The sequence below is a fragment of the Nocardioides sp. OK12 genome (genome assembly GCF_024341885.1).
GTDB classification, from domain to species: domain Bacteria; phylum Actinomycetota; class Actinomycetes; order Propionibacteriales; family Nocardioidaceae; genus Nocardioides; species Nocardioides marinisabuli.
In genome coordinates this window covers 461,036-479,605 of record NZ_BNET01000002.1, presented here as the reverse complement: position 1 = coordinate 479,605, position 18,570 = coordinate 461,036, and the positions used below count along the sequence as shown (strand labels likewise).

Here is an 18,570-nt window from a genome sequence, read left to right as displayed (position 1 = left end):
GGCCCGAACTGACCCGAGCCGACCCGGACCGACACCGCCCCGACCCGTTCGTACGGGTCGGGGCGGTGTGCGTCGGGGGTGGCCGGGTGGCTCTCGGGTCGTTCAGACCTCGCCGCGGTGCGGCTTCTCGCCGGTGACGACGAAGACGACGCGGTTGGCGATCGAGACGGCGTGGTCGGCGATGCGCTCGTAGTAGCGGCCGAGCAGGGCGACGTCGACCGCCGCCTCGACACCGTGGGCCCAGTCGTCGCCGAGCAGCTGGGTGAAGCTGTGGCGGCGCAGCTGGTCCATCACCTCGTCGTCACGGCCCAGCTCGATGGCCGCCGACACGTCGCGGTGGCGGATGATCTGACCGACGCGACGCACCATGTCCTCGGCGGTCTCGGCCATCTTGGTCATGGTCTCGTTGATGCCCTCGGGCACCGCCACGTTGGGCACCCGCAGGCGGGCGATCTTGGCGACGTGCACCGACAGGTCGCCCATCCGCTCGAGCTCGGTGACCATCCGCAGCGCCGCGATGATCACGCGCAGGTCGCCGGCGACCGGCTGCTGCAGGCTGAGCAGCTGGAAGGCCGACTCCTCGACCCGCTCCCGCGCCTGGTCGATCTCGGCGTCGTCGGTGATCACCTGCTCGGCGACCGCGGCGTCGCCGCTCAACAGGGCCTCGGTGGCTCGTCGTACGGCGACCTCGACCTGGCCGCAGATGGCGGTCAGGTCGTCGAAGACGGCGTCGAGCTGCTCATGGAAGACGTCACGCATGAGGAAGAGACTAGGCACTGCGGCCGACCTGCGGGGTGTCCGGTGGTCGTCGGGCGGTGAACGGGCGGTGAACGTTGCGAAGCAGGGGCCGGATCGGCAGGTCCCGGGTGCGAGACTGCGTACGATCCTGCACGTGGACCCGACGCTGCAGGCATTCATCGCTGCCGTCGTGGGGGCGTTCGTCGCCGGCGTGGCCGTGCTGGCCTGGCACGTCAGCGACCGCCAGCAGCACACCGTGCCTCCCGCGCCCGAGCCGGTGCTGCCCTACGGGATCGCCTCGGTGCTCTCGGTGCTGCGCAGCTCGGCGGTCGTGGTCGACGCGGGCGACGTGGTGCTCAAGGCCAGCGCCCCGGCGTACGCGCTCGGGCTGGTGCGCGGCTCGCGCCTGGTCTCCGAGGCGCTCGCCGAGCAGGTGCACCTGGTGCGTCGCGACGGGCAGATCCGTGAGACCGAGATCCTGATGACCCGCCCGGGCGCCCCCGCGCGCCACGTCACGGCCCGGGTCGCGCCGCTCGGCTCGCGCCTGGTGCTGGCCCTGGTCGAGGACCGCACCCGCGAGCGGCGGGTCGAGGAGGTGCGCCGCGACTTCGTCGCCAACGTCTCCCACGAGCTCAAGACCCCGGTGGGCGCGATCCGGCTGCTGGCCGAGGCGATGGTCGACGCCGCCGACGACCCCGAGGCGGTCAAGCGGTTCGCCGCCCGGATGGGCACCGAGAGCGACCGGCTCTCCAAGCTGGTCCAGCAGATCATCGAGCTGTCGCGGCTGCAGGCCGACGACCCGCTCGACGCGCCCGTGGCGGTGCACCTCGACGAGGTGATCCGCTCCGCGGTCGACGCCTCGGCGATCGACGCAGGCGCCAAGCGGATCTCGGTCGCGATCGGCGGCACCGAGGACGTGCAGGTCTTCGGCAACGAGAAGCAGGTGACCGCCGCGGTCTCCAACCTGGTCTCCAACGCCGTCTCCTACTCCGACCCCGACTCGACGGTGCTGGTCACGACCCGCGTCGACGACGGGTCGGTCGACATCTCGGTGGTCGACCAGGGCATCGGCATCCCCGCCGACGAGCTGGACCGCATCTTCGAGCGCTTCTACCGCGTCGACCCCGCCCGCCACCGCTCCACCGGCGGCACCGGGCTCGGCCTGTCCATCGTCAAGCACGTCGCCGCCACCCATGGCGGCGAGGTCCGGGTCTGGTCGGCGGAGGGGCAGGGGTCTACGTTCACCCTGACCCTGCCCCAGCACTTCGGGTCCGAGAGGAAAGAGCAGGAGGACAGCCCGTGACACGGGTACTGGTCGTCGAGGACGAAGAGAGCTACAGCGACGCGTTGGCGTACATGCTGCGCAAGGAGGGCTTCGAGGTCGCCATCGCCGCCGACGGCAACGCCGCGCTGGTGGAGTTCGACCGCAACGGGGCCGACATCGTGCTGCTGGACCTCATGCTGCCCGGCATCCCCGGCACCGAGGTGTGCCGCACCATCCGGCAGACCTCCAGCGTGCCGGTCATCATGGTCAGCGCCAAGGACGACGAGGTCGACAAGGTGGTGGGCCTCGAGCTCGGCGCCGACGACTACGTCACCAAGCCCTACTCCCCGCGCGAGCTGGTCGCGCGCATCCGTGCGGTGCTGCGCCGCGGCGCCGAGCCGGAGGCGGCCCCGGCCACCCTCGAGGCCGGCCCGGTGCGCATGGACGTCGAGCGGCACGTGGTGACCGTCGACGGCCACGAGCAGCGGCTGCCGCTCAAGGAGTTCGAGCTCCTCGAGATGTTCCTGCGCAACCCCGGCCGGGTCCTGACCCGCGGCCAGCTCATCGACCGGGTCTGGGGCTCCGACTACGTCGGCGACACCAAGACCCTCGACGTGCACGTCAAGCGGCTGCGCGCCAAGCTCGAGCCCGACCCGGGCGAGCCGAAGTACCTCGTCACCGTGCGCGGGCTGGGCTACAAGCTCGACCTGTGAGCCTGGCCGTCACGACCGATTCCCGCGTGACCCGGCGTCATGGGTCACCGTAGGCTTCGGTCGTGACGACGACCCGCACCGAGCGCCCCGCGCCCGGCACTCCCCCGGCCTCCACCCCAACGTCCTGGCTGCCGCTGGCGGCCGTGGCGGTGACGCTGGTGCTGTGGGCCTCGGCGTTCGTGGCGATCCGGCACCTGGGCGCCGACTTCTCCGCCGGGCCGCTGAGCCTGGGCCGGCTGCTGGTGGGCGCGCTGTGCCTGGGCGTGGTGGCGACCGCGACGAAGGGCGTGCCCCGCCCGACGCGGCGCGAGTGGGTCTCGCTCGCCGCGATCGGGGTGCTGTGGTTCGGCGTCTACAACGTCGCGCTCAACGAGGGCGAGCAGCGCGTCGACGCCGGCACGGCCGCGATGCTGATCCAGCTCTCGCCGGTGCTGGTGGCGGTGCTGGCCGCGGTGTTCCTCGACGAGCGGTTCACCGCCTGGCTCGGCCTGGGGCTCGCGCTGGCCTTCGGCGGTGTCGTGCTGATCGGGCTGTCGACGTCGCAGAGCCAGGGCCGCGACCTGCTCGGGGTCTTCCTGGTGCTGCTCGCCGCGGTGGTCTACGCCGTCAGCCTGATCCTGCAGAAGCCGCTGATGGCCCGTCTGGCCGCGGTGCACGTGACCTGGCTGGCCTGCACGATCGGTGCGGTCGTGTGCCTGCCGTTCCTGCCCACGCTCATCGAGGAGGTGCAGGTCGCGCCGACCTCGTCGGTGCTGTGGGTGGTCTACCTCGGCATCTTCCCGACCGCGATCGCCTTCACCACCTACGCCTACGCGCTGACCCACATGGACGCCGGGAGCCTCAGCGTCACCACCTACCTGGTCCCGCCGATCACGATCGTGCTCGGCTGGGCGCTGCTGGGCGAGACCCCGCCGGGGGCGGCATACGTCGGCGGGGTGCTGGCGCTGCTGGGCGTGGCGCTCGCGCGGCGCCGGCCGCGGCGCGTCGAGCACCCGCCCGCCCCCGCCTGAGCGACCCCGCCACGATCCTGACGACCCGCACCTCCCCGCGGCGTGTCGCGGTGAGGATCGTCAGGATCAGCGGTCGAGCAGGGCGGTCGCCAGCTCGGCGCGCAGCGCCTTGGTCGTCCGGCTGCGCAGCTGGCTGACCCGCGACTCGGTGACGCCGAGGACCTGGCCGACCTCGGCGAGGGTGAAGCCCTCGAAGTAGTAGAGCGCCACCACGACCTGGTCGCGCTCGGGCAGCCGGCGCACGGCCCCCATCAGCAGCTCGCGGGTGCCCTCGTCCTCGAAGGCGTCCTCGAGCCCACCGTCGGCGTCGCCGATCTCGGCGAGCTCGTCGTCGTCGGCGCTGGTCATGGTAGTCGGGCGCTCGAGCACCTCGCGCAGCTCGGTCGGGCTCAGCCCGGTCGCTGCCGCGAGCTCGGCGGGCTCGGGCTCGCGGCCCAGTCGCAGTCGCAGCTCGCCCTGCGCCTGCTCGACCTGGCGCAGCTTGGTGCGCACGCTGCGCGGCACCCAGTCGGCGGCGCGGATCGAGTCGATGATCGCTCCGCGGATGCGCGGCACCGCATAGGTCTGGAACTCCCAGCCGCGGTCGGGCTCGAACTTCTCGATCGCGTCCATCAGCCCGATGACGCCCTCGGAGACCAGGTCGGCGGACTCGACGGTCGCGGGCAGGGTGGCGCGGACGCGGCCGGCGACGTACTTCACCAGCGGCGAGTACTGCAGCACCAGCCGGTTGCGCAGCTCGGCGCCGCCCTTGCGCTTGTACGCCGCCCACAGCGCAGCCGTGCCTGCGCGCGCGTCATCGATGTCGGTCCCCATGGTCGGATCGTGACTCTGCCCCACGTGCCCGCCGCTGGTGCGACGGACACGCGGGGAGGGTGCGTACAGCGGTGTCATCGGTCGAGGAACGCGAGCTCGGCCAGGAGGTCGCCCCCGCGCGCGGGGCGCGGTACCACAGGCTCGACCGACCGCTGCTCGGGGATGGGATCGTCGGCGGGCTCGCCAGTCGGGGCAGGAACGACCGCGACCCGCGGCCGCTCGACCTGGCTGGAGGCCGGGTCGAGCAGCGCGCGGGTCAGGTGCTCGAGCGTGTCAGCGATGCTCGTCGCGTCACTGCGGCGCTCGTTGCTCATGCTTATAGGATCAGGAGTACGACGTCGCAGTGCAAGGCGTGTCGCTGCTGTCAAGCAGACCGCCCTGCCCCGAGTCGTAGAGGAAGGTGTTGGCGCTCGAGCCAGCCTTTGCGGACATGCAGTAACCATCATCGTTCGCGCTCAGGATGCTGAGCACGACATCCTTCGTGCCGGTGAATCCCTCACCCTGCAACTGGGCGACCGTCGTTGCGTAAGCGGTCGGGTTGTCAACCAGGAAAGCCTCCTGGCTGGTCGCTGCGTTCTTGAGGTCCGACTTCGCGCCGGCGTCCGCGGCCTTCTCACGCTGCGACAGGAAGACAGGGATCGCGATGGCGGCAAGCACGCCGATGATGACGACGACCACGAGGAGCTCGATGAGCGTGAAGCCCTGGTCCTTCTTGGTCTCGGGGGTGGTGGAGGGAGCAGTGCGCATGGTCGTTCGTTCTCCTTGTGAGGGGATCGGGAGGGACGCCGGTCCCCGGAGCCAGACACAGGCCAGACGCAGGGAGCGGCGTGGTGTTGCACCGAGGTCGTCGGAGCCGGCCGAGCACCGCTTGAGCCCGGCCTAGACCACCACCGCAGGCACTCAAGCGGAGGCCCCGGCGCGCCGACATCCCCCTCGCGACACGTCCACCCGCCGGACCCGACCAGGAGCGTCATGCCCGCGAGCCCGCCGAGCGCCGAGCGCCGCCGCGGCGACGCGGGCTACACGATGATCGAGATGATCGTGGTGATCGCGATCGCGGGGACCCTGATGGCCGCGGCGGTCAGCGGTTGGCAGACCTGGAGCCGCGCTTCGGCCCAGGACGGCCTGGTCACCGAGCTCCGCGGCGTGCTGCGCCAGGCGCAGCAGCGTGCGGTCACCACAGGCACCTCGACCTGCGTGCTCTTCGACGCTGCCTCCTGGAGCATCTACCGGGGCCGCTGCGACGACGACGCCAAGGTTCTCCTCGAGGGGCCGATCGAGGCTCACGCGGGGCTGCGTTTGACCGACCCGCGCTTCCAGCACGGCGAGTCGGCGTACCTGCCCGGGGTCAGCTTCGCCCCGCGGGGCACCGCGACGCCGGGCCGCGTGACCGTGGAGCGCGACGGTGCCGCCCGCGAGGCGGTCGTGAGCGTGGAGGGGCTGACCGGTCGTGTCACCACGGACTGAGAAGGACGCCGGGTTCACCCTCGTCGAGGTGGTCGTCGCGGTCGGGATCCTCATGACCCTCCTCGTCGCCACGCTCCCGCAGCTCGTCGGCGGCATCAGGGCCAACGACATCGCCCGCGCCAGCACCCAGGCCAAGGCGCTCGCGACCTCCGAGCTGGAGCGGATGCGCAACCTGCCGTTCCACGTCGAGCCCAACGCGGGTGACTACATCGACCTGCTCGACCAGCACTTCCACGACGTCGAGCCTGCTGGCAGCACGACCTGCACCGACGACGCCGGACGCACGGTGCCGCCGACCGTCTCGCACGTCGGGTACGTCGCCGCCGGTGCACCGCGGTGCTCGTGGGAACCGGCCGGTGCCTTCTACCGCACCGTGCGCACCAGCGCCGAGGACCCGGACCTGGACGGGTTCGTGGTCACCGCTTCGACCCAGTTCTTGGATGCCGCCACGCCCCCGGCGCCCGTCGCACCCCCCGAGGACTACGACACCACCGACGTCGGCAGGGACGCCCCGGTCACCGGCCAGGTCGGGATCACGGTGGCCGTGCTGCCGGCGCAAGGCACTGATCGCCGGCCGATCACGACGTACACGCAGATCTCGCGCAGCTACCAGACCACCACCCGGCTGCGGGCGACCGCCCACGCTGTCGCGCTCGAGGCCAGCACCATGCTGCCTGGCCCGACGCCGGAGGAGGGCAACGCTGTCTCGGTGTCGGGTGCGCTGACCGACCTCGACGCCTCGCTCGTCGCTGGCAGCAGGGTCGACCTGGCAGCCGCCGGGGTCACGGCGACCGCGGCCACGGAGGAGAACAACGGCACCACCCGCACCGCCCTCACCGCCCCGCCCGACGTCGCACCGACCTGGACGTCGACGGGTGAGGGCCGGCTGAGTCCTGCCGGGTGCCTGGTCGCCTGCTGGGGCGGCGGCAGCTTCTACGGCTCGTGGAAGCCGACGACCAGCGACGGGTTGCCGGGGGTCGGCACACCGACCGCCCCGGTAGAGGTCGCCCTGAAGACCCCCAGCGCGGGCGGCGGGTACGCGCTACGGATGGGGATGGGCTCCGGTGCCGTGCTGCGCCCGAGCCTGGGGCTCGCCAACCCGGTGCTGCGCGTGCGGGCCGGGGAGTTCGGAAGCGGCATCGGCGCGGACTGCTCCGTCGGCATCACAGGCAGCGGGCTGCGACTGGCTTCCGGCGGCTGGGCCCACACCACGGCGGGGCCCACCGGCGGGGCCAACGCCTGCGCCGTCGCCCGCTCGGCCGAGGTGGGCGTCCTGCCCATGGCAGAGAGCGACACGGACGACCCGCTGCCGCTGATCAAGGTGCGGGTCACAGCCGCCGCGGCGCGCTGCACCGTGGCCGGCGCCGGCCACGAGCCCGACACCACGCTGACGATCGCCGCCGATCTCTCCTACTGGAACGGGTCCTCCTACTCCGACCTGCCCACCTTCACCGAGGAGGGCGCCACCACCCTCCCCGACCCGGCCACGCTGTCGGTGGGTGGGACGCCGCTCTCCACCTGGGTCGAGTCCTGGTCGGTGGCCACCGAGAGCGCGGGCATCACCCGTGTCGAGGCCCCCGGCATCGCGCGACTCGAGGTGCCCGCGGTGGTCAGCATCCACACCGTCCCGCTCCGGGCCCGCCTCGACGCGGGTGGCAACCCCGTCCTCGGACCTGACGGCACCCCCGAGGCGGACCCTCTCTCAACGCTCTCGGTGACCGTCGGTTCGGTCGCCTGCACCGCGGAGGACCATCGATGAGCGCCACCGGTCCCCGCAGGGACGCGGGCTTCACCATGGTCGAGATGCTCGTGGCCATGGCGCTGTTCGCCGCGCTCGGCACCGTGCTGCTCGGATTCGTTCTGGGCAGCAGCCGGGTCGCGACCGACGTCACCGCTGCCGGCAACATCACGGAGGAGGCCCGGCTGGCCACCGAACGGATGAGCCGCGAGCTGCGGCAGGCGGAGCAGATCAGCGGTGCGACGGTGACCGGTGGCAGGGTGGTCTCGCTGACCCTGGGCGTCGATTTCGACGGCAGCGGCTTCGTCGAGACCGATGACGCACTCGACCCCGAGGTGCTCACCTACCGCTGGGACGCCACCGACCGCACGCTCACCCTGACCGCCAACAACGCCGTCACCCGGCCGGTCCTGGCCGGCGGCGTCCAGGCCGTCGACATCCGGCTGCGCAGCAGCTCGTGGATCCACGACGCCGACGGCGACGGCACCACCACCTGGCAGGAGATCGACGAGGCCGCCGTCGGCAACGCCAACGGACTGCCCGACGGTGCTGAGCTGGCACTGGTCGACCTGGTCTCGGTCAAGCTCGAGGTGCGCGATGGCGACGCCGTACGCAGCTTCACCGTGCAGGCCGACCTGCGCAACCGAGGAGCCACCTGATGCCCGTGACCCCGCCGCCGTCGTCGTCCTCGCCCCGCACCCCCCACAGCGACCATGGCGCTGCGCTGGTGCTGACCCTCTTCGCCACCACCCTGGCGATGATCGTCGGCACCACGATCCTGTCGGTGACGGTCGCGAACCTGCGCTCGGCGCGGCTCTCCCAGGACGCGGCCGCTGCCCTCGACGCCGCCGACGCCGGGCTGGCCCAGGCGTCCTCGCACCTGCGCACCCACGGAGTGGCCGGGATCGCCTGCTCCCCCGGCTGTCCCAGCGGCTACGGCTCACAAGCCAGCCCGACCGTGGTCGACCTGCCCGGAGGTTCGCAGTACCGGGTGTGGGTGGAGGCGGTGGCGCCGCTGCCCACCCACAATCCGGGCCGCTACGTCGTGCACTCCACCGGCCGAGCCCGCGACGGCGTGCGGGAGATCGAGGCCGAGGTCAGCATCGGCACCCGGCCGCTCGGGCTGCCGCTGGCGCTGTTCGCGCGCAGCTTCGACGGGGGTGGCAACGGAGCGGTCTTCCAGGAGTCGATCCTGACCACTGGCTGCGTGTGGTCTCGGGGCCACATCACCGTCTCGGGCACCGACGTCGCCTATGACATCCCCGCAGCCGTGCACTCCTCGCAGTACGTCTCGACCTCCAACGGCGGCAACAGCAACTGCGGTCCGAGCAGCGGCGCGATCCACAGGAACGGCGCTTGCCACACCTCCTACCCCCACGACCAGAGCGTCCAGGGCGGCGCGTACCCGGCTGGGCAGTGCAAGACCCTCACCGACCCGTACCCGACGTACTACGGGGACCGTGATCTCAACGGCGACGGCAGCACCGACGTGCAGGGCTCGCGGATCAAGGACGAGGCGTCGCTGCGCAAGCTCTTCAGCATCCCGGAGCAGGCCTTCACCGACGCCCAGCTCGACCAGCTGCGCGCGGTAGCCAAGTCGCAGGACAACTACTGGAAGTCCAACACGCACACGACCCCGACCCCGGAGAAGCACCCGCACGCGGTGCTGTTCTTCGACCTCCCCGCGGGCAACAACACCGGCCAGCGCGTCGACCTCAACATGAGCGGCTGGTCGCGCCCCTTCGACGCCGCCGTCGGCAGCCCTGAGTGCAAGGACCAGTCCTTGTTGATCGTGGTCGTCGGTGGCGACGTCAAGCTCAACGCCGGCACGAGGCTGGTCGCCAACGTCGTGCTCACCTCGCCGGCGCCCTACGGGCGGATGAACAAGCTCAACGGCAACGCCGAGCTGATCGGCACGGTCTACGCCGACTCGATGGACCTCACCGGCACCGGCGACGTCAAGCTCGACGAGTGCTTCGTGCACAACCTCTCGCCCAGCCTGGTCGACACGACTCTGACCATCACCGACTACCGCGAGGTCGACCGCACCGACCGGCTGTGAACCACTGCCGGGGCCGCGGGACGGCCCGGGCCGCAGGACGTCATACACCTCCTCGGCTCGACGACGTCCCGCCCGCATGACGTCCCACCGGCCGCCGAGGCGGCCCGGGAGCCGCTACTCGATCAGGTCGAAGATCGAGAACATCGGCAGGTAGAGCGCCATGATCATGCCGCCGACGACGACGCCGAGGAAGGCGATCATCAACGGCTCGATCAGCGAGGTCAGGGCGTCGGTGGTGGCCTCGACCTCCTCGTCGTAGAACTGCGAGATGCGGCGCAGCATCGCGTCGACGGCGCCGGCCTCCTCGCCGGAGGCGATCATCTGCACCGTCATCGACGGGAAGACGTCGTGGCGGGCCAGCGGGCCGGCGATCGACTCGCCCTGCGCCACCGACTGGCGTACGTCGTGCAGGGCGCGCGCGATCACCACCGAGCCGGAGGTGTCGGCGACGATGTCGAGCGAGGACAGCACCGGCACACCGGCGCCGAGGAGGGTCGAGAGGTTCCGGGAGAACCGGGCCAGGGCGATCTTGGTGAAAAGCGACCCGAAGACCGGCAGCTTGAGCTTGAGCGGGTCGACCACCTCGCGCACCCGGTCGTCCTGGCCGTGCCGGCGCCACCAGAAGAACCCGGCGGCGACGACGACGCCCAACGCCGGAAGGGCGTACTTCATCGCCCCCGACAGCGCGACCAGCACGCGAGTGGGGGCCGGCAGCTGGCCGCCGAGGTCGGCGAACATCGTCTCGAAGATCGGCACGATGAAGATCAGCATGCCGATGCACATCACGATCGCCATCGCGAAGACCACCACGGGGTAGGTCATCGCCGACTTCACCTTCGCGCGCAGCTTGACGTCGGCCTCGAAGGTCTCGGCCACCTGGCGCAGCGCGCCGTCGAGGAAGCCGCCGGTCTCGCCGGCGCGGGTCATGTGGATCATGAACGGGGGGAAGACCTCCTTCTGGGCGGCGAAGGCCGAGGAGAGGCTGTGCCCCGCCTCGACGTCCTGGCGCACCAGGCCCAGCACCCGCCGCAGCTCGGAGTTCTCGACCTGGTCGCCCAGGATCGTCAGGGCCCGCAGCAGGCTCAGCCCGGCGTCGACCATGGTGGCCAGCTGGCGCGCGGCCACGGCGAGGTCCTTGGTCTTGACCCTGGCCCGGCCGATGGTGATCTCGGCCTGCAGCCCGGTCCCGCTCTGGCGCACCTCGAGCGGGACGTAGCCCATCGCCAGCAGCTTCTCGGCCACCGCGTTCTCGGAGTCGGCCTTGACCTTGCCCTGCCGGAAGCGCCCGGTGGTGTCGCGGACCTTGTAGGTGTACTGGCTCGTGCTCAACGCGGTGCCTCCAGGGCGGGGTGGGTCAGGACCAGCCGGCGTGCTGGGCGGCCGCCGGCGCGGCACCCGGGGTCGCCGGGGCCTGGGTGGGGGTGGAGCGGCGCGTCGCCGACCCGATGAGGGCGAGCAGGTCCTCGCGCTCGGCGCAGTACTCGAGGGCGGTCTCCCGGCTGATCCGACCGGCCTTCACGTGGGCGGCGAGGTGGGAGTCGAGGGTCTGCATGCCGTCCTTGACCCCCGACTGCAGCGCGCCGGGGATCTGCTGGAGCTTGCCGTCGCGGATCATCGCGCGGACGCCGGGTGTGCAGACCATGATCTCGGCGGCCACCACCCGGCCCGCGGCGTCGGCGGTCGGCACCAGGCTCTGGCACACCACGGCCTGCAGGGTCGCGGCCAGCTGGGTGCGCACCTGCTGCTGCTGGCCGGAGGGGAAGACGTCGACGATGCGCGAGACGGTGTCCTGCGCGGACTGGGTGTGCAGCGTGGCCAGCACCAGGTGGCCGGTCTCGGCAGCGGTCAGCGCCACCGAGATCGTCTCGAGGTCGCGCAGCTCGCCGACCAGGATGACGTCGGGGTCCTGGCGCAGCACGTGCTTGAGGGCGGTGCGGAAGTCGCGGGTGTCGTCGCCGACCTCGCGCTGGTTGACCAGGCAGCCGCGGTGCGGGTGCAGGAACTCGATCGGGTCCTCGACGGTCATGATGTGCCCGCGCCGGGTCCGGTTGACCTGGTCGATCACCGAGGCCAGCGTCGTGGACTTGCCCGACCCGGTCGGCCCGGTCACCAGCACCAGCCCGCGGCGCAGTCCCGCGAACGTCTCGACGACCGGCGGCATGCCCAGGTCGGCCAACGGCGTGATCTCCCAGGGGATCAGCCGCATCACCGCCCCGAGCCTCTCGCGCTGCCAGAAGACGTTGACGCGGAAGCGCGCGAGCCCCGGCACCGAGTAGGCCAGGTCGAGCTCGCGGGTCTCCTCGAGCACCTGCCGCTGCCGCTCCGTCAGCACCGCGTAGAGCGCCTCCTGCAACGGGCGGGCCTCCAGCGCGGGGTAGCCCGGCACGGGAGTCATCTCGCCGCGCACCCGCACCGTGGGCGGGGCGTCGACGGTCAGGTGCAGGTCGGAGCCCCCGGCCTCGGTGACGTGGCGCAGCAGGCCGTCGAGGTCGAGCAGCTCGGTCGCGTCGGGCGCCGCGGGGGCGGCGTACGACGTCTCACCCCACGACACGCAGGACCTCCTCGATCGCGGTGCGGCCCTCGAGCACCTTCAACCAACCGTCGTCGCGCAACGTCGTCATCCCCTGCTCCCGGGCCGTGCGGCCCACCTCGTCGGTCGCGGCCCGGCGCACGGTGAGCCGTTCGAGCTCCTCGCTGACCGGCATCACCTCGTGCAACGCCATCCGGCCCCGGTAGCCGGTCTGCCCGCAGGTCGAGCAGCCGCGCGGGCGGTGGATCGACTGCCCCGCCGCCAGCGGCGGGAAGCCGAGCGCGGCGACCTCCTCGGGGTCGGGCACGTACTGCTCCTTGCAGCGCCCGCACAGCGAGCGGCACAGCCGCTGGGCGACCACCGCGTCGAGCGCGGAGGCCACCAGGAACGGCTCGATGCCCATCTCCACGAGCCGGGTCACCGCCGACGGCGCGTCGTTGGTGTGCAGCGTCGAGAGCACCAGGTGGCCCGTCAGCGCGGCCTCGACGGCGATGTTGGCGGTCTCGTGGTCGCGGATCTCGCCGATCAGCACGATGTCGGGGTCGGAGCGCAGGATCGAGCGCAGCGCCCGGGCGAAGGTCAGACCCGCCTTGGGGTTGGTCTGCACCTGGTTGATGCCCGGCAGCCGGTACTCAACGGGGTCCTCGACCGTGATCACGTTGACGTGCGGCTGGTTGAGGATGTTGAGGGTGGCGTAGAGCGTCGTGGACTTGCCCGACCCGGTCGGCCCGGTCACCAGGATCATCCCGTAGGGCTTGGTGTAGGACCGCTCGAAGCGGTCGAAGTTGTGGGCGCTGAAGCCCAGGTCGGACAGGCCGAGGCGGGTGTTGGAGTTGTCGAGCACCCGGGCCACGACCTTCTCCCCCCACACCGTCGGCAGGGTCGCGACCCGTAGGTCCATCGTCTGGCCCAGGTGGGTGACGCTGAGCCGGCCGTCCTGGGGCACCCGGCGCTCGGCGATGTCCATCTCGGCCATGATCTTGAGCCGTGACACCACGCCCGCGGTGATGCTGCGCGGGGCCCGGTGCGCGTCGCGCAGCACCCCGTCGATGCGGTAGCGCACCCGCAGGTCGTGCTCGGTCGGCTCGAGGTGGATGTCGGAGGCCCGGTCGGCGATCGCCTGGCTGATCAGCAGGTTGACGAAGCGCACCACCGGCGCGTCCTCGTGCACCTCGGTGAGGCTGTCGAGGTCCTCGTCGTGCTCGGCCTCGGTCGACAGGCCGACGGTCAGGTCGGCGAGCTCGCCCTCGGCGCGGTAGACCTGGTTGAGCCGGTGCCGGATCTCGCCGCGCGAGGCCAGCGAGAAGCGCACCCGCTGACCGGTGAGCCGGGCGACGTCGTCCTGGAGCGACAGGTCGAGGACCGCGCGCAACGGCGCCGCGACGACCAGCAGGCCGCCCTCCCAGCCGACGGGCAGCACGCTGGCGCGGTGCGCGAAGTCGGCCGGCAGCAGCGCGGTCGCGGCCGGGTCGAGCGCCAGGTCGCTGAGCTCGAGGTAGGGCACCCCGGACGCCTGCGCCCCCCACTGCATCAGCTCGGCGGCCTCGATCGCACCGGTCTCGACCAGCGCCTCGAGCAGCGACCCGCCGGGCCCGGCGACCGCCTCGGCCCGGGCCACCTGCGCCTCGCTCACCCGACCGTCGGCCAGGAGGCCCGGCACGACGAGGCCGCGGTCCGGTGCGCCTGTCGTGCCGGTCGTCGTGCCGGGCGTCGCGCCGGGCGTCGAGCCGGTCTGGGCCAGGTCCGTCACCGCACCGCTCCTCGAGGGTCCACGAACCGGCGCTCACCGGCTCGTCAGGAGTCTCGGCGCCGCGCCGGGCGACCTTGAGGGTCGCGGCCCTCCGGCATCCCCGGCAGCCCTGGCACTCGCGGCACCAGCCGGGGCCTCGCGGGCCCTCAGGCCAGGACGGAGAGCGCGAGCGTCGGCTCCGCGCGGTAGCGGTCCACCAGCTCGGCCGTCGCGGCGTCGAGCCGGTCGAACAGCGCGCGCCGGTAGCCGGTCAGGGTGGCCTCGGCCTCGGCGAGCCGGGCCAGCGCCGCGTCGACCTCGGCGTCGCCGGCGGGCACCGCCCACACCTCGGCGAGGTCCGGGAGGTCGGGCAGCGGCTCCTGGGCGCGCACCCGCAGCAGGGCCGAGCGGGTGGCCCCGGAGCCGGTGTCGCCCAACGCCCGCACCAGCTGCTCGAGCCCGAGCGACCCTCCGGCGCCCCGGCCGGTGCCGAGCAGGTCGGTGCGCGCGTGGACGAGGCGCCGCCAGTACGACACCCGCTCCTCCTCGGCCTGCAGCCGGCTGCGGTAGGCGCGCAGCTCGTCGAGTGCCAGTGCGGTCAGGTCGACAGCGGCGTCCACGGCGGGGTCCACGGCGGGGTCGGGGGTGGTGGTCACTGCTGCGGCTCCAGTGCTCGTCGGCGTCCCGGCGCCGGCTCGGACTCCGCGGGCACCGTCGCGGGCCGCTGGCCCGCGTGCCCCGAGCGCCGCAGCATCACGCCGAAGTCGTGCGGGTTGGTGGCGGCCATCGTGCCAGTGCGCACGTCGATGGTGCCGTCGAGGACCAGGCGCAGCAGGTGCTGGTCGAAGGACTGCATGCCCGAGTAGCCGCCGTCGGCCAGCACGTCGGGGATGGAGTGGGTGCGCTCGGGGTCGGCGACGGCCTCGGCGAACCGCGCGTCGCGCACCCCGATCTCGAGCACGCACACCCGGCCGCTGCCGTCGGCGCGCGGCACCAGCCGCTGGCACACGACGCCCTCGAGACTGGCCCCGAGCGCCGCCCGCACCCGGCCCTGCTCGTGCGGCGGGAAGAACTCGACGAGCCGCAGCACCGTCTCCTTCGCATCGGTCGTGTGCATCGAGGCCAGCACCGCGTGACCGGTCTCGGCGGCCGACAGCGCCGCGCGCACGGTCTCGGCGTCGCGCAGCTCGCCGATCAGGATGGTGTCGGGGTCCTGGCGCATCGCCGCCCGCAGCGCCCCCGCCCAGTCGCGGGTGTCGCTGCCCAGCTCGCGCTGCGTCACGGTGGCGGCCCGATCGGCGTGCAGCACCTCGATCGGGTCCTCCAGGGTCAGGATGTGCACCGGCCGCGCGGCGTTCAGCGCGTCGACCATCGCCGCCAGCGTGGTGGACTTGCCCGACCCGGTCGGGCCGGTGACCAGCACCAGGCCCCGGGGCCGCAGCGCCAGGTGGCGCACCACGTCCGGCAGCCCGAGCTCCTCCAGCGGCACCGGGTGGTCGCTGATCAGCCGCAGCACCGCCCCGTCGGCGCCCCGGGCACGGAACACGTTGACCCGGAACCGGGCCACCCCCGGCACCGCGAGCGCGAAGTCGGCCTCCAGGTCGCGCTCGAACCCGGCCCGCACCGCGTCGGTCATGCACCCGCGCAGCGCGAGCGACAGCGCGCCGGCGTCGTACGCCTCGTCGCCGATCGCCTCGAGCAGGCCCCCGCGCCGCATCCGCGGCACCGCCCCCGCGCGCAGGTGCAGGTCGGAGGCGCCGGCGGTGACGACCGCCTCGAGCAGGGCACGCAGCCGCGGGTCGACGCGCCGCTGGTCGCCGTCGTGCCAGGTGTCGCCCACCGGGGCTCCTCTCGTGGTCGGTCGAGCCACCGGGGTTGTCGGCAGCCGGCGGGCCGGCCTGTAGCGGTGGTCCGGACCGGTCGGTCGGCGGTCAAGTCCGCCCTCGGCGCGGCCGATGACACCGGGGAGCGCGGACCACCCCGCGCCGCTCCCCGAGGAGGTCCCATGCCCCGCACCGTCGTCGGGCTCGACATCGGCCGCACCGCCGTGCGCGCCGTCGAGCTGCGCCGCGGCCGCCGTCCCGTCGTACGCCGGCACGGCCGGGTGCCGCTGCCGGTGGGTGCCGTGGAGGCCGGCCTGGTGGTCGACCCGGCCGCGGTGACCGCCGCGCTGCGCCAGCTGTGGCGCGAGCAGAGGATCGCGTCCCGCTCGGTGCGGCTGGGGGTGGGCAGCGGGTCGGTGCTGGTGCGCCCGCTGGAGCTGGACTGGATGCCGCCGGCCGACCTGCGCCGGGCGCTGCGCTACCAGGTGGCCGACGTGCTGCCGGTCGCGGTCGACGACGCCAACCTCGACCACGTGCTCCTCGGCGAGGACGAGCAGGTCGACCCCACGACCGGGGCGGTGCGCAGGGTGGTGCGGATCCTGCTGGTGGCCACCGCCCGTGGTGCCGTCGACGAGATGGTGCGCTGCGTGCAGGCCGCCGGGCTGCGCCCGGTCGCCGCCGACCTGGCGCCGCTGGCCCTGGTGCGCGCGGCGGTCGCCGCGCAGGACGCGCCGACCGGTCCGGAGCACGCCTCGACGCAGGCCGTGGTCGACATCGGCGCCGACACCGTCTCGGTGGCGGTGCACACCGGCGGCGTGCCGCACTTCGTGCGGGTCTCCCCCGGCGTCGGCGGCGACGCTCTGACCCGGGCACTGGCCGAGGAGACCGGGCTGGACTGGCCGGCCGCCGAGCTGCGCAAGCGCGGCGGCCCGGAGCAGGAGGGCACCAGCGCCGCCCCGGACCCCGTGCTGGACCAGGCCACGCAGCGGCTGCTCACCGAGGTGCGCACCACGCTCGACTTCCACGCCGCCACCGACCCGGCCCACGTGCCGACCAGCGCCGTGCTCAGCGGCGGCGCCGGGCACCAGCACGGCTTCCTGGAGCAGGCCTCCGGCGTGCTGGGCCTGCCGGTGGGCCGGCTCGACCTCGGCGCGCACCTCGGGCTCCCGGGCGACGACGGCTACGACCTCGCGCTGCCCGGCGGCCTGTGCCTGGGGCGCAGCGCATGAGCACCGCACGCACCGGGGGCCGTCGGTCCGGCCGTGACACCGCCGTCACCGGCCCGGGCCCGGCGACGGTCGACCTGCTCTCCCCCTGGGTCCACGACCGGTTGCGGGTACACCGCTGGCGCCGCCGGCTGGGCGCGGCCGGTCTCGCGCTGGTGCTGCTGACGGGCGGCGCGTGGACCTTCCAACGTCTCGCGCTGGCCGGCGCCGAGGCCGACCTGCGCGGCGAGGAGGCGGTCGGCGCCCAGCTCGGCCGCGAGATCGCGGCGCTCGCGCCCGTCCAGGCCTACGTCGGGGGCGTGTCGCGCCGGGTGGGCACGGTGCAGGAGGCGATGGCCACCGACGTCGACCTCGCGAGGGTCCTGGTCGAGCTCGACGGGGCCCTCCCGCCCGGCGCCGGCCTGGAGTCGGTGACGGTCGACCTGCCCGGCCGCAGGCCCGACGCGGGCCGGGTGGTGGCCGCCGACGGCAGCGTCGCCGACCCCACCCGTGGCCTGGAGGCCGCGGCCTGCCCCGGCCCCGACCCGTTCGCGACGCTCGTGGTCGTGGGCTGCCTCAACCTCACCGGCACCGCCACCGACCGCGGGAGCGTCGGCGAGCTCGTCGCCGCCCTCGACGAGAGCGCGTGGTTCGACGAGCCCTTCGTCACCAGCACGACCACCAGCGAGGGCGCCCCCATCACCTTCAGCGGCTCGGTCGCCCTGGCCGTGAAGGTGTTCAGCAAGCGCTACGACGACCTGGGCGCCCGCCTGGGCACCCTCGAGCCCGCCGAAGGAGCCACCCCGTGAGCCTCCGCTCCCCCTCCGCCACCCTCGTCCTGGGCTCGCTGACGCTGCTGCTGCTCGCCGCGGCGGGCTGGCTGCTGCTGCTGGGCCCGCTCACCGAGGACGTCGGGAACGCCCGGCGGGCCACCGACGACGCCGTCGAGCGGAACCGGGTGCTGGCCGCTGACCTGGCCGACCTGGAGTCGCGGGCCGAGGACCTCGGCTCCACCAGGAAGGCCGCCGAGGTGCTCGACCGCCTGGTGCCGGCCACCGCCGACCAGCCGGGGTTCTTCGCCCTCGTCGACGAGGCAGCGACGCAGGCGGGCTACGCAGCCCGTGACATCACCACCCTCAGCCCCAGCGCGCCCGTGCCGGTCGGGGCGGGCCCCGACGCCCCGGCGCCCGTCGCCGCGCCGCAAGCGGGCGACCCGGCGACGCAGCAGCCCGACGCGGCCGCACCGGTCGCGGAGTACGCGGTGCAGACGGTCTCGATGACCCTGACCGGCAGCTACGAGCAGGCCACCCGACTGCTGGACCGGCTCGGTGGGCTGGACCGGGCGGTGCTGGTCCGCTCCATCTCGCTCTCGGGCGAGGCAGGGTCGCCTACGCTCACCCTGACCCTGTCGGGAACCACCTTCGTGGCGCCGCCGGTGCCCGAGCCCGACACGCGGATCACGAGCCAGTCGGGATGAC

19 protein-coding genes are annotated in these 18,570 nt (G+C 73.2%); 10 read left to right on the top strand and 9 right to left on the bottom strand.

What is annotated here, in order from left to right:
* Positions 1–102 precede the first annotated feature (102 nt).
* Positions 103–759 carry a phosphate signaling complex protein PhoU gene (gene phoU / locus OCU29_RS06435; protein WP_179615406.1) on the bottom strand — a complete coding sequence of 219 codons (657 nt, stop codon included), beginning with the start codon at positions 757–759 and terminating at the stop codon, positions 103–105.
* Between the two features lie 133 nt (positions 760–892).
* On the opposite strand from phoU, the gene OCU29_RS06430 reads away from it, so the two are divergent.
* The 3 genes from OCU29_RS06430 (at position 893) to OCU29_RS06420 (ending at position 3,725) form a co-directional block, all read left to right on the top strand.
* Positions 893–2,041, top strand: coding sequence for a cell wall metabolism sensor histidine kinase WalK (locus OCU29_RS06430; protein WP_179615405.1), 1,149 nt, complete (start codon positions 893–895; stop codon positions 2,039–2,041).
* The gene (locus OCU29_RS06425; protein WP_179615404.1) at positions 2,038–2,715 is read left to right on the top strand and encodes a response regulator transcription factor; all 678 of its coding nucleotides are present in this window, start codon (positions 2,038–2,040) and stop codon (positions 2,713–2,715) included. The genes OCU29_RS06430 and OCU29_RS06425 overlap by 4 nt, the downstream gene beginning before the upstream one ends.
* A gap of 62 nt (positions 2,716–2,777) precedes the next feature.
* Positions 2,778–3,725, top strand: a complete 948-nt coding sequence (locus OCU29_RS06420; RefSeq protein WP_261819256.1) for a DMT family transporter — start codon at positions 2,778–2,780, stop codon at positions 3,723–3,725.
* A 66-nt stretch (positions 3,726–3,791) separates the two neighbouring features.
* On the opposite strand, the gene OCU29_RS06415 is transcribed toward OCU29_RS06420, so the two are convergent.
* From OCU29_RS06415 to OCU29_RS06405, 3 genes are all read right to left on the bottom strand, one after another.
* Positions 3,792–4,538 carry a FliA/WhiG family RNA polymerase sigma factor gene (locus OCU29_RS06415; RefSeq protein WP_261819255.1) on the bottom strand — a complete coding sequence of 249 codons (747 nt, stop codon included), beginning with the start codon at positions 4,536–4,538 and terminating at the stop codon, positions 3,792–3,794.
* A gap of 74 nt (positions 4,539–4,612) precedes the next feature.
* Complete coding sequence (locus OCU29_RS06410; protein ID WP_261819254.1) at positions 4,613–4,852, bottom strand: hypothetical protein; 240 nt, start codon at positions 4,850–4,852, stop codon at positions 4,613–4,615.
* A 10-nt stretch (positions 4,853–4,862) separates the two neighbouring features.
* Positions 4,863–5,285, bottom strand: a complete 423-nt coding sequence (locus OCU29_RS06405; RefSeq protein ID WP_261819253.1) for a type IV pilin protein — start codon at positions 5,283–5,285, stop codon at positions 4,863–4,865.
* A gap of 225 nt (positions 5,286–5,510) precedes the next feature.
* Here OCU29_RS06405 and OCU29_RS06400 point away from each other — a divergent pair, with 225 nt between their 5' ends.
* Genes OCU29_RS06400 through OCU29_RS06385 form a run of 4 tightly spaced genes read left to right on the top strand, consistent with a single transcriptional unit; the run spans position 5,511 to position 9,805 of the window.
* On the top strand, positions 5,511–6,005 hold the full coding sequence (locus OCU29_RS06400; protein WP_261819252.1) for a type II secretion system protein: 495 nt from the start codon (positions 5,511–5,513) through the stop codon (positions 6,003–6,005).
* Complete coding sequence (locus tag OCU29_RS06395; RefSeq protein WP_261819251.1) at positions 5,989–7,764, top strand: prepilin-type N-terminal cleavage/methylation domain-containing protein; 1,776 nt, start codon at positions 5,989–5,991, stop codon at positions 7,762–7,764. The genes OCU29_RS06400 and OCU29_RS06395 overlap by 17 nt, the downstream gene beginning before the upstream one ends.
* Positions 7,761–8,402, top strand: coding sequence for a PilW family protein (locus OCU29_RS06390; protein WP_261819250.1), 642 nt, complete (start codon positions 7,761–7,763; stop codon positions 8,400–8,402). Before OCU29_RS06395 ends, OCU29_RS06390 begins: the two co-directional genes overlap by 4 nt.
* Complete coding sequence (locus tag OCU29_RS06385; RefSeq protein ID WP_261819249.1) at positions 8,402–9,805, top strand: hypothetical protein; 1,404 nt, start codon at positions 8,402–8,404, stop codon at positions 9,803–9,805. The genes OCU29_RS06390 and OCU29_RS06385 overlap by 1 nt, the downstream gene beginning before the upstream one ends.
* Before the next feature lie 114 nt (positions 9,806–9,919).
* On the opposite strand, the gene OCU29_RS06380 is transcribed toward OCU29_RS06385, so the two are convergent.
* The 5 genes from OCU29_RS06380 to OCU29_RS06360 all read right to left on the bottom strand — a co-directional run bounded on the left by OCU29_RS06380 (position 9,920) and on the right by OCU29_RS06360 (position 15,904).
* Positions 9,920–11,134, bottom strand: a complete 1,215-nt coding sequence (locus OCU29_RS06380) for a type II secretion system F family protein (protein ID WP_261819248.1) — start codon at positions 11,132–11,134, stop codon at positions 9,920–9,922.
* A gap of 25 nt (positions 11,135–11,159) precedes the next feature.
* Positions 11,160–12,356 carry a type IV pilus twitching motility protein PilT gene (locus tag OCU29_RS06375; RefSeq protein ID WP_261819247.1) on the bottom strand — a complete coding sequence of 399 codons (1,197 nt, stop codon included), beginning with the start codon at positions 12,354–12,356 and terminating at the stop codon, positions 11,160–11,162.
* Positions 12,343–14,085: a GspE/PulE family protein gene (locus OCU29_RS06370; RefSeq protein ID WP_261819246.1), complete on the bottom strand. Its 1,743-nt coding sequence runs from the start codon at positions 14,083–14,085 to the stop codon at positions 12,343–12,345. Before OCU29_RS06370 ends, OCU29_RS06375 begins: the two co-directional genes overlap by 14 nt.
* Positions 14,086–14,231: 146 nt before the next feature.
* Entirely contained in the window at positions 14,232–14,720 is a 489-nt protein-coding gene (locus OCU29_RS06365; RefSeq protein ID WP_261819245.1) for a hypothetical protein, read from the bottom strand.
* Complete coding sequence (locus tag OCU29_RS06360; RefSeq protein WP_261819244.1) at positions 14,717–15,904, bottom strand: type IV pilus twitching motility protein PilT; 1,188 nt, start codon at positions 15,902–15,904, stop codon at positions 14,717–14,719. Before OCU29_RS06360 ends, OCU29_RS06365 begins: the two co-directional genes overlap by 4 nt.
* Positions 15,905–16,069: 165 nt before the next feature.
* Here OCU29_RS06360 and pilM point away from each other — a divergent pair, with 165 nt between their 5' ends.
* From pilM to OCU29_RS06345, 3 genes are read left to right on the top strand one after another with little or no spacing between them, the layout of a single operon-like run.
* Positions 16,070–17,116: a type IV pilus assembly protein PilM gene (gene pilM / locus OCU29_RS06355; RefSeq protein ID WP_261819243.1), complete on the top strand. Its 1,047-nt coding sequence runs from the start codon at positions 16,070–16,072 to the stop codon at positions 17,114–17,116.
* The gene (locus tag OCU29_RS06350) at positions 17,113–17,901 is read left to right on the top strand and encodes a PilN domain-containing protein (protein WP_261819242.1); all 789 of its coding nucleotides are present in this window, start codon (positions 17,113–17,115) and stop codon (positions 17,899–17,901) included. Before pilM ends, OCU29_RS06350 begins: the two co-directional genes overlap by 4 nt.
* Positions 17,898–18,569: a hypothetical protein gene (locus tag OCU29_RS06345; RefSeq protein ID WP_261819241.1), complete on the top strand. Its 672-nt coding sequence runs from the start codon at positions 17,898–17,900 to the stop codon at positions 18,567–18,569. The genes OCU29_RS06350 and OCU29_RS06345 overlap by 4 nt, the downstream gene beginning before the upstream one ends.
* The last annotated feature ends 1 nt before the right edge of the window (position 18,570 follow it).